This window comes from Vibrio sinaloensis (assembly GCF_000808535.1).
In the GTDB taxonomy this organism is placed as follows: Bacteria; Pseudomonadota; Gammaproteobacteria; order Enterobacterales; family Vibrionaceae; genus Vibrio; species Vibrio sinaloensis_D.
Window position 1 is genome coordinate 1 of record NZ_JWLV01000023.1, and the last position, 12,915, is coordinate 12,915.

The following is a 12,915-nucleotide window of genomic DNA, read 5'->3' on the forward strand; positions in this document are numbered from 1 at the left end:
AGGAGCAATACCTAGGCAACTTCAGAACTTTTACTCAATAAGCGAGAGTTTAATATTAGAGCCAAGACGGGAAAGATCCTTCCCTAGAGTAGTGAAGAAAAAACCAAGCCGATACCCTAGAAAAAACAATGCCGCTCACCTTAAGTGAACGGCATTAGCGTGTTAGCGCTGCCCTTTCTTTTATTTAGTTATGATTGTGTAATCATGAGACAGCATTACTTTTTGATGGAGTAAATCATCAGCGGGTGCCAATAGCAAATCAACAAAATTGTTTGCTGGTTGATAGTCTCTAGTATTTCCTAGAACTCGAAATGCAGTTGATAACTCAGAATTGCTGGTTTCACTAATCAGAAGCGAAGTTGTCAGGGCAGTATTTTGGTCTGGATAGCTGACGTTTGGAATCCTAGGAAGGACTAAGTCTCCTTGGGTATGGACCGTATAGTTGGCGTTACCTTCAGTAAACGTGAGTTTTAGTGCTGTGGTATCAAGTGAAGTTATATCTGACAAATTGAGTTGGCAGCTAGAGTTTGAGCAATCCAAGCTGACACTTGAAGGTGATGGGTCTAGGTTACTAAGGTTTATATTGACATAACCATTGTCGATAGTTTTTGTGTGCTGAACATCCCAACCGTTTAGACTTCCATTATATTGTGTTGCATATGAATAATCAGCTTTCTCAGGAGCCCTAGTTGTAAAAGAGGTGTTGCTAGTATTCCAATTGAACCAATCAAAAGTGTTATTTTGGTATGTGGATTTCAGGTGTAGAGCGGAAAACACGGCGTTAGCTGTATTCATAAAGTCTATAGTAGTTGTATCCTGAATGCCTTCTAGAAAAACAGTATTAGGATTTACTGGAGACGACGAATTAATTAATGATCCTTTATCTACATAAGCATATTCAAGGATATTTAGATTAGTGTCGTAACCCGATACAAGAATGTACTCGTTTGACGCGAGCACATTAATATCATTTTTTAATGTGCTGCTTTGTGTTGGAGACTTGCCTCCAAGATATGTTTCTACAGAGGTTGATGTTACGTGTTGCCCTTCATAGCCAATGTTCACTTTTTTTAGATTGTTGTCAGCTAGCAATGCACCTTTGGTAATGCATGACTGCTGTCCTTGAGGGTAATTGATTTTGATTAGGGCGTCAGAAATAGACCCTTTATCTAAAATAAGAATGTTATCTTGATTTCCTACGCGATCAACTACTGCGATATAACCGCCATCAGGAATATCATTCTTGGTAAACTTAAGAGTGCCTTCTATTGGATCTATATCATCTTTGTTTAGATTGCTTTCCGTATAGCGGCTCCCATCAGCATTGAAGATATAAATACGTTCTAAAGAGCGCTCTCCTAGAGGAGCTTTTACTGCAAATATGTACTGCCAGCTATTCTGGTCTGACGAACTATCATCGACATTAAAAATTGTTGCTTGAGAGTTGCGACAAATAGCATTCATATTTGTCATCGTATCTTCTCTCATTTCTACAAACTGCCAAGTATAAGTGGTAGGTGCTGTGCCACCACCGTTGCCACCACCACTGCTTCCACCGCTTCCGCCGCCACAGCCTACCATTAGGGCAGGTAAGGTCAGTAATAGAGCACTCTTTGCTGCTTTCATCGTCAATTTTTTGTCCTAAGTCATTCTAGTCTGCTAACTTTCTAGCAATAAATGTGCCTTGAACGCTCGGTCTTTGGGCATTGTAGAATCTCATCACACTTCACTTAGCCTCTAGAGCTAAAAAGGGCTGATGTTCTCACATCAGCCCTTAAACTAGCTCACAATATCGCTATTCAACGCTACTAGGTCTTTGGCCCCATTGCGATCTCGCATCAGTCTTATCAAATAAGTAGTACTGCTTGCGAAGCATTTGGCCACCATCACGAGTGATCGGTTCCCAAGCAATTTGTGCTCGACTCGTGCTCGGCTTGATGGTCATGATGTCCATCGGAATTGAGACGTAGAAGCCTTTGTTGTAACTGCCTTCACCATATTCTTCTGCCGTTAAATCGGTAAAGGTGGCGTACGCACCAACAATAACTCCTGACTTAAACTGTTTCGAAAAGTCGATGCGAGCTCCCATATCGCCACCAAGGAATTTACCCGCACTCACTTTCAACAAGATGCTGTCTAAGAATTGCCACTGCGGCATATAGTAGCCAGTCACGTGACCAGTTGTACCTTGGCTCAATACATAGGCTTGGCATTGCGGGATAGGGGCGTTACATGCGGCTTCATCGTAAAAGAAGTAGTCTTCGCTAAAAGTACTAAACCAGGAATCAGGATCTCGCTGGCTTACTAAGTTAGCATCCGCACCGATTGCCCAATTGGCGTTGAGTGGTCGATAGAGTACTTCACCACCTACACCGGCAAACATGGATTCCAAGTAGCCGCCATATATTTGGGTGTAAACCGACTTGGTTGGTTGCTCAAACCAAGTGAGTTGCAATCTGTTCAAACGGATTGGGTTGTCGTGCACATAGGCTCGGAACATAGTACGCACACGAGGCGTAGCATAGTTGCGCACGTGCGGTGAGTACTCAACGTAGTTAAACTTGTCGTAGTTGTCGGTTAAGTTGAAATAAACAGAGCCAGCTAACTCAAGATTATCCGCAAGCCAAAAGTTAGACTTCGCGTTAAGGCCGATGCTGTACAAGTAAAAATCTTCCGGTGCACCAATGCTTTGTTTGAGCACAGGATCGATGCCGTAATCCCATCGTTGTTTGGTTGAAGCGAGTGTATCTGTTGTGGTTTCCTCAGTAGGTTCAGACGTTGAAAAGCTATCTTCAACGTTTGCATCGATTGCCATATGATTGGCTGCTTCGAGGTACTGCCTACGATCGATGGTTGTCTCCGTCAGTGTCATTCCATCTTGGGTCTCGACGACTTTAAATGTTTTAATTGAGTCATCGCTGTTGTTAGACAAAATGGCTGCAGTGCGATCCAACGCTTCGTTTCTGTCGCGGTACTTTCTTTGTTCACCTTTTACGGTAAGCGTATCACCCTCTTTCGTTAGAGTATTTTGCTTGTATCCCGCGTTGCGCTCGATTTGCTTAGCAACGATCTGCCAATCAGTGTCTGCTTCTGTTGGTCTGAGTTGAGCCTGTGGTTTTGGCTCATCACGCCAAATGGCTTTCATTTCATTGAAGTTGGTGTCGATGTTAAAGCCCAGTGTCAAAGTATCCCCACGTTGATAGCTCAGTTTCGCATCTGCCCAATCGGTCAAGCGGTAGTTCACCCCAAAGTTCCAAGGAGTATGCTGAGGCATGGACTTACCGCCACGGGTGACAGGGAAATCTTGGCTATAGTCGTTGCTGTCGTACTCAACCTTTATACGCAAAGGCTGGTGAGGGGTCTGGTATTCAATGCCACCAAACACGGAAGCTGGACCTTTAAACCAACGCTCAAAATCCACACTGCCGCCAGTGCCTTTAAAGTCAGTTGGTCGAGTGCAATACTTGTCACTGAATCTACAAAATGGATTCGTTACATTACCACTTTGGCCCAAATAACCCCAGCCCAAACCAAGAGTGAAATCAAGATTGCCAAAGCGTTTAGTTGCCGCAAGGTATTCCGCGTCAAATAAGCCGGTTCCGCCAAAATCACGTACTCCTATAGAGGTCTCTGGCAGCCAATAACTTTCCTCAAGTAAGCGAATTTTAAAATCAATACCTTTGTCGGTATACGAGTTATCGCCGCTGTATTCAGGATCATTACTGAAATACAGATCGGGAACTCGGGTGTAGCGAATCGTGGTTTCAAGCCAACTCATTAATTGTAGAGACACCATATAATGATGATAATCATCATTGAAGCTCGCCCCCATATTGAATTCGCCTTCAGCTGCCATCCGAGCGGTTGGCGTTTGTATAAGGCCTGTGCCGCCGAAGTCAGTTTGCGAGACTTTCCAAGTCGCATCACTTGCAAAAGTCGGTACAGAAAGAAGAGTCAGCGTGGAGAGGATTAAAGTGGGTTTGTTGTTTTTCATTTTGCACTTCTTCTCATTGTGATTAGCTGAACAATTTGCTGTTCAAGTTGCTGTACTTCTTTGTTGCTAGAGTTGAAACCAATAAAAATAACACTGCCTGGAGTGAGTGATGTATTTTGACTGTTCCAATAAGCATATCCGCTACGCACAAAGTTCCCATCAGGGTAAATAACCCACGCGTAACTCGGATGAGCTTTTTTGAGTAGATTGAGTCGGCTAAGGTAACCAGAGAGCGATAATGACTCGTCAAACTCTACGTCTTGCGGTGTATACAAAGCGCCTTCAAATGAGATCGTCCGAGTGCGCTCTGGAGTAATCAACTCGTAATTGCCTTGAAGCATCGGGTTGTCGGCAGCATCGGTCCGTATTTGGTCAAAGTCGAGGTCAATCTTCTCTCGATAAGCGACGTCCCAGCTTTGAATCTGTAGTTTGAGTACCCCTGCTGCTTCTGCTGAAATGAGCTGTCTATCGGCTAGAGCTTTCAGTTGTTCAAGTACGTCTTGCTTCTCCACATCAGCTTGAAACTGTTTGTTTAAATTAAACAATTGATTGGCAAGAGGGTAAACAGTCGGTTGTGTTGCCCCTTGCAGAGCAATGACATCAGTAAACACTTGCTCAATGCGAACGGGGTGAGGGTACTCTAGGGCTAGCTGATCAGCAGGAAGAGATATGCTTAACTCTGTGGCATAAACTGGAGCCGGAATAAGTAAACAGCCAAGTAACATTCTGCCTAGTATAGATTTGACACGCTTGTCTAATAATCGATTCATAGTAATTACTCAACGTAAGGCTTTAATACTTCAAACTCAACTTCTAAAAGGTGAGGGATTAACTGTTGATGACTTTTTACTACGCTACCTCGCTCATCAATCCAGTAATTGTTTTCCATCACTTGTTGACTGTGATTGAAGGTAACAACTTCTTTAATATGACGGGTTTGTTTTTCCCACAATAGGGACTTCGTCACCCCTGTACCAACAGGGTAGCTTTCTACCTGAGCACGCTGAGAAAAATGGTAATTCGGTTGCCAATCATATTCTGCTTGCCAAGCTATTGTGTCGCTTGTCGGTACAGCAAGCTGGGTAGAAGAGGATAGTCCAACGAGATTGGCACCAGGAAGGCGATTGGTTTTGACAATACGGCCGTTTTCTGTGGTGATCATTGCTTTGTCGCTAGAAAACCATTTTAGCTGAGTATTACCCGTCACAGGGTTTGTTTCTGCGTAGGCAAGCACCATAAAGAGCTGCGGCCCTTGATTAATGCGCACGTACATGCTGGCATAAGGCAGACCTGCGACATATTCTTGATCATGGGTGAAATCGTCAAAGCCAAACAGAGCTTCATCAAGTGTTGAATTAACATCTTGAAAGCGTTGGGAGCACCCAGACAAGAAAAAAACAAATAGGATTAGGAGTGCACTACGAAAGTAAGTCATTTGTTCATCCTGACAATGACAGAGGTGATTACAGAAAACTAAAAAAACACCCTTAGCGATGCTAAGGGTGTTTGCCAGTTAGTACTACGGATTAGTTAGTACCGTCAGTACCGTCAGTACCGTCGTTGTCAGATGAAGCTACAGCAACAACGCCAACGGCTACAGCAGCTGCAACAGTTACCGCTGCCGTAGTTGCCGCAGCACCGCCTGCAACGCCAGCTGCCGCAGCACCACCAGCAGCACCACCGCTTGCACCACCAGCAGTTGCTACACCAGCTTCACCAGCAGCAAATGCATTTGTTGCTGCACCTAGTGCAACTAACATTGCTAGAGCAATATTCTTCATAAAATTATCCTTGTAAATTTACAGTTTTAACATCGATGTTGGAGGAATTTTAATCACTCCGTTGCTTATTCTATGCGACATCAGGCAAAGTGTAAAATAGTTAACAACTTGTTTTACATACCAGCAGGCTATCGCAGCTATGTTTAGCTATCACTCTTATAAGCATAGTTGTAGTAACCGTAGCCATAAGAGCTAGAGGCCTTTTTCTCGACAGCGTTCAAGATCACGCCTTTCACTTCGATACCCGCTTTTTCAAATCGGTCGCGTGCAACATCGATCTCTTTGACCGTATTTTGGCCAAATCGCGCCACCATTAATGTTGTGCCAGCCAGTGCACCAACAATACTCGGGTCAGTCACTGCAAGTACTGGTGGGGTATCGACAATAACTAGGTCATACTCACTGCTCGCCCAATCTAATAGCTCTTTGAAACGTCGGTGCATTAGCAGTTCGGACGGGTTCGGCGGAACTTGCCCGCGAGCAATGATATCCAGATTTTCTATGGAAGTAGTTTTTATTGATTGTGCTGTATCGATTTTGCCACTCAGTAGATCCGACAAACCATTGTCCCACTTTAAACCAAAAGGTTTCTGTAGGTAGCCTTTACGCATATCCGCATCAATCAATAGTACGCGTTGACCGGTTTTAGCCGCGACTGCGGCAAAGTTAGTTGATACAAAAGACTTACCAATACCAGGTGCGGGACCGGAAATCATCAATACATTATTGTCTGCTTCCATCATGGCAAAGTGCAAACTAGTACGCAGACCGCGTAGGGCTTCTACAGAAAGATCGGCAGGGTTAGCTTCGGCGAGCAGTGCCATTTGACCGTCTCGGTGTTTCTTCTTCACCTTACTAAAGAGGCTCTCTTGCATCTCTGAACGTGGCACACTTGCATACACCGATAGGCCAATCTGTTCAATTTCATCCGGGTTCTCAACGCCACGATGAAACGCAGCTTTTACTAATACAAAGGCAACGCTCAACATACCGCCCAATAGAGTAGCAAGTACTGCAATCAATGGCTTCTTAGGTTTAACTGGGACCATGTAAGTTTGAGCTGAATCGAGGATGCGTACGTTCCCCACAGTACCAGCTTTGATAATGCTCAGCTCTTGAACCTTGTTGAGTAGTTGGATGTAGATCTGTTGGTTGACTTCCACATCACGCGTCATACGAAGAATTTCGCGCTGAGTCTTAGGTAGTTTTTGTACTTGTTGATTGAGGCGCTCTTTTTCATTAAGTAGTGTTTGACGTTTGTCTAGCAGTGAACGGTACGCTGGGTGATCTTTGGTAAAGCGCTGGCTAATGTCGCTTTCTTTAAAGGTCAACTCATTTAACTGCGCTTCAAGTTCCACCATCACTTTCAGTGTCGATTGCGCTTCAAGACCTAAATCTACCGACTCGTTCTCTTGGCGATATTGATTGAGGATATCTTCTGAAGAGGTTAAGTTCGTTTTTATTTCCGGCAAATGTTGTTTTAAAAACGTTAAGCTTTTTTCTGCTTCAGCAGAGTTACGCTCAACATTTTGCAAGAAATAGGTTTGGCTAATATGGTTCAGAATGTCGCTGATTAATGTGCGGTCTTCACCTTCAAAGCTAATATTTAAAATACCCGTTTGCTTACCGCGCTCGCTAATAGAAAGGTTGCGCTTTAACCATTCAATCGCTTCTAAACGAGAACGCTTAGCAATACCAAATTCAAATCCAGTACTTGATTGAAGATCCGTAACAAACAGAGTGTAGTCTTCGTTTTGTGCGAGTTTACCTGCTGTACCTTCAAGAACCACGCGCTCATCTTCACGCACCAGTTGATACTGTTTTTTATCTGCATCAAGAACGATGAGCTTGTGCTCCATCCCCAGTGCGTAGTCAGGTAGTTCATAGCGGCTAATGGTGATCCGATTGAGGTCACCACTTAGACGAGCAATGCCTTTACCCACAAGCGGTAGGTATGATGGTGAGGCAACGGTCGTAAGATTAAACTTGTCAACCGTATCACCCAGGATCATGCGGGATTTAATAATTTCAATTTCGGTAGTCGCGGAAGATTCTTGTGAAAAGAGTTCCCCCATATCGCCGACCATAGCAGAAATACCACCAGAGCTCTTTTGCTCGATCTGAATCAAAGCATCCGCTTTGTAAATTGGAGTTGAAAGCAGAGCAATGGCTACCCCAGCTACGGCAAAAATGGCTGTCACAACGATAATTAGCCACTTCGCGTCCAATAAAATTCCAAGCAATTTCCCTAGATCGATTTCGTCAGAGGAATTATCGGTTGTTTGTCGAGATTGTTGTGTTGTCATAATGTATTAAGGTTCTTTAATTCCTGGCAACGTGGAGTTAGAGCTTTTTAGCCCATGCCTCTGCAGATTTTTCAATAAGTTGGTAAGCGTGTTCAAAGGCTTCTCGACTTTGACGGAAAGGGTCGGGTATGTCCTGTTGTCCAATCCATTGGCCGAATAGCATGGTTTTTCCTCGAGCTTCTGGTGCAATTGAGGTCAACGCTTCCATATGTCCTTTCTCCATAACCAAAATTAGGTCGTATTGCGCGCACAGCGAAGAGGTAAGTTGTTGAGCTTGGTGCCCAGTTAAGTCAACATCATTTTCTGCGGCAAGCTCCGTTGCCATATTGTCAGCAGACTTACCGACAAGCCCACTCTTTTCGGCGGCGATACCGGCAGAAGCAATGTGTTTTTCAGGAAGTAACTTTTGTAAAACTCGCTCACCAGTTGGAGAGCGACAAATGTTGCCTACACAGACGACGAGAATTTTATTAAACATATCTTCATTTCCCAGCAAGAGTTTAGCTTGCCGGGAGCTCCATTTAATTCAACTGGATATTACGGCCAAGTCTTGATACGTAATGCACCTTCGGTAAGCTCGTTAAAGCCAGTGATTGTTGGCATTAATTGACTGATCACGCGATTCCAACGGGTAAGTGGCGCAGCGGTAACGTAGACAATATCGTAAGGCTTAAGATCAAACTCTGTACCAATCACTAGTGCGGACGCATCTTTGATATTCAGTTGGAAAATATCAGCAAGGTGTTCGGATTTGTCACCTGCTGTGCGAATTACAAATACGCCTGTTGCATCCGCTGATAGCTCATTAATACCACCCACATTGCTGAGCGCCTCAGTGAGGCTCATGCCGGCGCGATCCATTTTCAGCAGTTTAGGGTCATTCACTTCACCCATAACAAACACTTTTTGATTGTCGTCACGAGGTACGTGGATGATGTCGCCAGATTGCAATAAGCGATTTTGCTTTAGGTCACCACGCTGCATGAGAGCATAAAGTGAAAGAGATTCTTCTACCCCGTTACGCGTAAGCGTGACATTGCGCCAATCGGCATCTTCTGCGAGTCCACCAGCGTGATTGATAGCATCCAATAGCGTAAGGGGAATGTTAGTAATCGCTTGCTGGCCTGGCTGAGATATTGCGCCAGTAATGTAAGTTTTTTGCGAGCGAAATGAGGCTACACTTACATCAACTTGCGGGCTCTCCAGATACTTGGCCAAACGTTCTGCAATATCAGTTCTTATTTCACGAACGGTTTTGCCTTTAACTTCTACAGTGCCTATGTACGGGTAGAAAATTGTGCCATCAGCATGAACCCAGTTACCTGATTCAGAAGCACTGCGATATGAGCCGGCAGGAATCGTAAGTTCTGGGTGATCCCACACGGTAACATTCAAGATATCGCCAGGGCCAACTCGATACTCGTAGTTGGCGATCATTTGATCTAATTCAGGGTTGGCTTGGGATACAAAGCTGCGCTCTTTAGGCAGCGTGCTAACGGTCTGAGCAGTAAGTGGATAGAGGTTAACTTGTTCAGAAACCGTGGATTCTTGATTTGTTTCTGTTTCGACGATGTTTTTATTGTCTGTCGAGAGATGTGAGCCTGGAGTTGTACATCCTGCCAATAACGCTGGGATTACCATCGCAAGCAAAAGCTTTTTTTTAAATTCCATGTTTGCTAAGTCATTAAATTAATTATGTATTACAACCTTCATGTCGTAATAGAAGAGTTTAAATAAAAAGCACATGCCAAACTTCAATATTCTGTAAACAATTGTTGTCTAGAAGTGTTTGCGGCGATTGTACTATGCATACGGTTAATCACCTAATTATCCATACAATCAGCGCTGCTGCAATTATGAACGCATAAATAGTGGGAGAAAGGTTCCGGATTTGAGTGGGCACGCATAGAGAGGTATCAGTATGAAGGTCTACTTTGGTGAGAGCAGCCCCTTCTCTTCGAACTTTTGTCTCATTATTAAGACGAGCGGTGAAGTGACTAGGCGATTGGCTGTTATCGACTATTATTATTGTATCTTGTTGATAGAAGAATCAACACCAAGGAGGCAGTATGAGCTCACCACTAGTAAACCAAACTCTCCCCCCGTTTGATGAGTTAGTTGAGTTGGCGCAGCAAAACCCAGAAGCGTTTCGCCAATTTAAGCAGGATATGTGTGAAGAGTTGATTTTGTCTGCGTCCGACGCAATGCAGGATCGGCTTTGGGCCCAGCAAAGCCATATCGATAGGGTTGTGAACCATTGCAAAAATCCTAATCAGGCCAACGTTCTTCTTATGAGAGAACTTGTTTCCCAAATGATCAAATTCCAAGATGTGATTGAGCAAGACGGCTACGATGAACCTAAATCAGATGCCGAAGTTATTCCATTTGATTCTTGGCGATAAGCCTAATTCGCTTTGCAGTTGATGGATAGGATTAGGCGTTTAGCTTTGCCAGCAACGCCTTCACTTCGCAGATTGCTACGCTAGTTTGCTCTTCCTTTGCACCGTTCTTACTTCTTTCTTATCTGAGCTTGATCACAAAAAATCTCTCCTGTGCCCTTGGGTTTACTAAAACCGTCCCACATATAGTTACCACAAGGCTTTCAAAGCCGCTTATCAAATCAAACATAGACATTTCAGGAGAGACGACCGATGAACATTCGTCCATTACACGACCGAGTTATCGTAGAACGTCAAGAAGTTGAATCTAAATCAGCAGGTGGCATTGTTTTGACTGGTTCAGCTGCAGAAAAATCAACTCGCGGCGTAGTTCTAGCTGTAGGCAAAGGCCGCATTCTAGAAAACGGCACAGTGCTGCCATTGGACGTTAAAGTTGGCGACATGGTTATCTTCGCTGAAGGCTACGGCACTAAGACTGAAAAAATCGATGGTAAAGAAGTGCTAGTGATGTCTGAAAACGACATCATGGCGATCGTTGAGTAATAGCAATCATTGAGTAATTTTTTGCTCAGATTCAACTGCTAATCAAAACTAAGAATTTAGAAAAGGAAACTAAAGATGGCTGCTAAAGACGTTAAATTTGGTAACGACGCACGTATTAAAATGCTAGAAGGCGTAAACGTTCTAGCGGACGCAGTAAAAGTAACGCTAGGCCCTAAAGGCCGTAACGTTGTTCTAGACAAATCATTCGGCGCACCAACGATCACTAAAGATGGTGTGTCTGTCGCGCGTGAAATCGAGCTTGAAGACAAGTTCCAAAACATGGGCGCGCAAATGGTTAAAGAAGTCGCGTCTCAGGCAAATGACGCGGCGGGTGACGGTACAACAACGGCAACCGTACTAGCGCAAGCTATCGTTAACGAAGGCCTTAAAGCCGTCGCTGCGGGTATGAACCCAATGGATCTTAAGCGCGGCATCGATAAAGCAGTAGTTGCCGCGGTTGAAGAGCTAAAAGCACTTTCAGTTCCATGTGCAGATACAAAAGCAATTGCTCAAGTTGGTACTATCTCTGCGAACTCTGACGCGACAGTCGGTAATATCATTGCTGAAGCGATGGAAAAAGTAGGTCGTGATGGCGTTATTACTGTTGAAGAAGGTCAGGCTCTACAAGATGAACTAGACGTAGTGGAAGGTATGCAGTTTGATCGCGGTTACCTATCCCCTTACTTCATCAACAACCAAGAAGCAGGTTCTGTTGACCTAGAAAGCCCATTCATCCTTCTTATCGATAAGAAAGTGTCGAACATCCGTGAGCTTCTGCCAACGTTAGAAGCAGTAGCGAAAGCATCTCGCCCACTTCTAATCATTGCTGAAGATGTAGAAGGCGAGGCACTGGCAACTTTAGTTGTGAACAACATGCGTGGCATCGTGAAAGTAGCCGCTGTTAAAGCGCCTGGTTTTGGTGATCGTCGTAAAGCAATGCTACAAGACATCGCTATTCTAACTGGCGGTACAGTGATTTCTGAAGAAGTTGGTCTTGAGCTAGAGAAGGTTGTCCTAGAAGACCTAGGTCAAGCGAAGCGCGTGACTATCACTAAAGAAAACTCAACCATCATCGATGGCGCGGGTGAAGAAGCAATGATCCAAGGTCGTGTTGCTCAAATCCGTCAGCAAATCGAAGAAGCAACGTCAGATTACGACAAAGAGAAACTACAAGAGCGCGTAGCTAAACTAGCTGGCGGTGTTGCAGTAATCAAAGTTGGCGCAGCAACTGAAGTTGAAATGAAAGAGAAGAAAGACCGCGTCGAAGATGCACTTCACGCAACTCGCGCAGCGGTTGAAGAGGGTGTGGTTGCTGGTGGTGGTGTCGCACTTATTCGCGCAGCATCTAAAGTGGCTAACCTTGAAGGTGACAACGAAGAGCAAAATGTGGGTATCCGTGTAGCACTACGTGCAATGGAAGCGCCAATCCGTCAAATCACTAAGAACGCAGGTGATGAAGAGTCTGTTGTTGCTAACAACGTTCGCGCAGGTGAAGGTAACTACGGTTACAACGCGGCAACTGGCGAATACGGTGACATGATCGAGATGGGTATCCTAGATCCAACTAAAGTAACTCGCAGCGCTCTTCAATTTGCAGCATCAGTAGCGGGTCTAATGATCACAACTGAAGCGATGGTGACTGACCTACCAGCGAAAGACGCGCCTGCAATGCCTGATATGGGTGGTATGGGCGGTATGGGTGGCATGGGCGGTATGATGTAATCATCCCCTCGCTATTCATAGTGAAATTGAAAACGGAGACTTCGGTCTCCGTTTTTGTATTTAGTCTGTGTCTCAAATGTAATATTGGTTTAAGTTAAGTTTTTTGTAACTTGATGATATTATGCGCATCTCGTCAGTTTCCTTTAAGTCGTTAAAGGGTGTTTGGGTAG

At 44.4% G+C, this 12,915-nt stretch carries 11 protein-coding genes and 1 pseudogene; 4 read left to right on the forward strand and 8 right to left on the reverse strand.

What is annotated here, in order from left to right:
• Positions 1-148 (forward strand): annotated as a pseudogene (locus tag RJ47_RS21545) (IS4 family transposase); the annotation flags it as partial.
• 32 nt (positions 149-180) lie between these two features.
• Here the strand turns inward: RJ47_RS21545 and RJ47_RS13395 are convergent.
• From RJ47_RS13395 to RJ47_RS13430, 8 genes are all read right to left on the reverse strand, one after another.
• A complete protein-coding gene (locus tag RJ47_RS13395; protein WP_039484389.1) occupies positions 181-1,626 on the reverse strand; it encodes a hypothetical protein in 1,446 nt (481 codons plus the stop codon).
• 169 nt (positions 1,627-1,795) lie between these two features.
• Complete coding sequence (locus tag RJ47_RS13400) at positions 1,796-3,994, reverse strand: YjbH domain-containing protein (RefSeq protein ID WP_039484392.1); 2,199 nt, start codon at positions 3,992-3,994, stop codon at positions 1,796-1,798.
• On the reverse strand, positions 3,991-4,764 hold the full coding sequence (locus RJ47_RS13405; protein WP_231565956.1) for a capsule biosynthesis GfcC family protein: 774 nt from the start codon (positions 4,762-4,764) through the stop codon (positions 3,991-3,993). The genes RJ47_RS13400 and RJ47_RS13405 overlap by 4 nt, the downstream gene beginning before the upstream one ends.
• Before the next feature lie 5 nt (positions 4,765-4,769).
• Positions 4,770-5,429 (reverse strand): YjbF family lipoprotein, encoded by a 660-nt coding sequence (locus RJ47_RS13410; RefSeq protein ID WP_039484393.1) that lies wholly within the window; start codon positions 5,427-5,429, stop codon positions 4,770-4,772.
• A 91-nt stretch (positions 5,430-5,520) separates the two neighbouring features.
• Positions 5,521-5,775, reverse strand: coding sequence for a hypothetical protein (locus tag RJ47_RS13415; protein WP_038213121.1), 255 nt, complete (start codon positions 5,773-5,775; stop codon positions 5,521-5,523).
• A gap of 143 nt (positions 5,776-5,918) precedes the next feature.
• Entirely contained in the window at positions 5,919-8,081 is a 2,163-nt protein-coding gene (locus RJ47_RS13420) for a polysaccharide biosynthesis tyrosine autokinase (protein ID WP_038213118.1), read from the reverse strand.
• A 37-nt stretch (positions 8,082-8,118) separates the two neighbouring features.
• Positions 8,119-8,559, reverse strand: coding sequence for a phosphotyrosine protein phosphatase (locus RJ47_RS13425; protein WP_005471015.1), 441 nt, complete (start codon positions 8,557-8,559; stop codon positions 8,119-8,121).
• 59 nt (positions 8,560-8,618) lie between these two features.
• A complete protein-coding gene (locus RJ47_RS13430) occupies positions 8,619-9,752 on the reverse strand; it encodes a polysaccharide export protein (RefSeq protein WP_039484395.1) in 1,134 nt (377 codons plus the stop codon).
• Positions 9,753-10,150: 398 nt separating this feature from the next.
• Between RJ47_RS13430 and RJ47_RS13435 the strand changes: the two genes are divergently transcribed.
• The 3 genes from RJ47_RS13435 to groL all read left to right on the forward strand — a co-directional run bounded on the left by RJ47_RS13435 (position 10,151) and on the right by groL (position 12,745).
• Entirely contained in the window at positions 10,151-10,483 is a 333-nt protein-coding gene (locus RJ47_RS13435; protein WP_005471095.1) for a DUF3135 domain-containing protein, read from the forward strand.
• Positions 10,484-10,732: 249 nt separating this feature from the next.
• Positions 10,733-11,023, forward strand: a complete 291-nt coding sequence (locus RJ47_RS13440) for a co-chaperone GroES (protein WP_005471099.1) — start codon at positions 10,733-10,735, stop codon at positions 11,021-11,023.
• A gap of 75 nt (positions 11,024-11,098) precedes the next feature.
• On the forward strand, positions 11,099-12,745 hold the full coding sequence (groL, locus tag RJ47_RS13445) for a chaperonin GroEL (protein WP_005471093.1): 1,647 nt from the start codon (positions 11,099-11,101) through the stop codon (positions 12,743-12,745).
• Positions 12,746-12,915: the final 170 nt, after the last annotated feature.

Excerpts from the sequence above, each read along its gene's own strand:
- RJ47_RS13410 (WP_039484393.1), bottom strand. The coding sequence starts at position 5,429 with ATGACTTACTTTCGTAGTGCACTCCTAATCCTATTTGTTTTTTTCTTG.
- RJ47_RS13425 (WP_005471015.1), bottom strand. The coding sequence starts at position 8,559 with ATGTTTAATAAAATTCTCGTCGTCTGTGTAGGCAACATTTGTCGCTCT.
- RJ47_RS13405 (WP_231565956.1), bottom strand. The coding sequence starts at position 4,764 with ATGAATCGATTATTAGACAAGCGTGTCAAATCTATACTAGGCAGAATG.
- groL (WP_005471093.1), top strand. The coding sequence starts at position 11,099 with ATGGCTGCTAAAGACGTTAAATTTGGTAACGACGCACGTATTAAAATG.
- RJ47_RS13420 (WP_038213118.1), bottom strand. The coding sequence starts at position 8,081 with ATGACAACACAACAATCTCGACAAACAACCGATAATTCCTCTGACGAA.
- RJ47_RS13440 (WP_005471099.1), top strand. The coding sequence starts at position 10,733 with ATGAACATTCGTCCATTACACGACCGAGTTATCGTAGAACGTCAAGAA.
- RJ47_RS13395 (WP_039484389.1), bottom strand. The coding sequence starts at position 1,626 with ATGAAAGCAGCAAAGAGTGCTCTATTACTGACCTTACCTGCCCTAATG.
- RJ47_RS13430 (WP_039484395.1), bottom strand. The coding sequence starts at position 9,752 with ATGGAATTTAAAAAAAAGCTTTTGCTTGCGATGGTAATCCCAGCGTTA.
- RJ47_RS13400 (WP_039484392.1), bottom strand. The coding sequence starts at position 3,994 with ATGAAAAACAACAAACCCACTTTAATCCTCTCCACGCTGACTCTTCTT.
- RJ47_RS13415 (WP_038213121.1), bottom strand. The coding sequence starts at position 5,775 with ATGAAGAATATTGCTCTAGCAATGTTAGTTGCACTAGGTGCAGCAACA.
- RJ47_RS13435 (WP_005471095.1), top strand. The coding sequence starts at position 10,151 with ATGAGCTCACCACTAGTAAACCAAACTCTCCCCCCGTTTGATGAGTTA.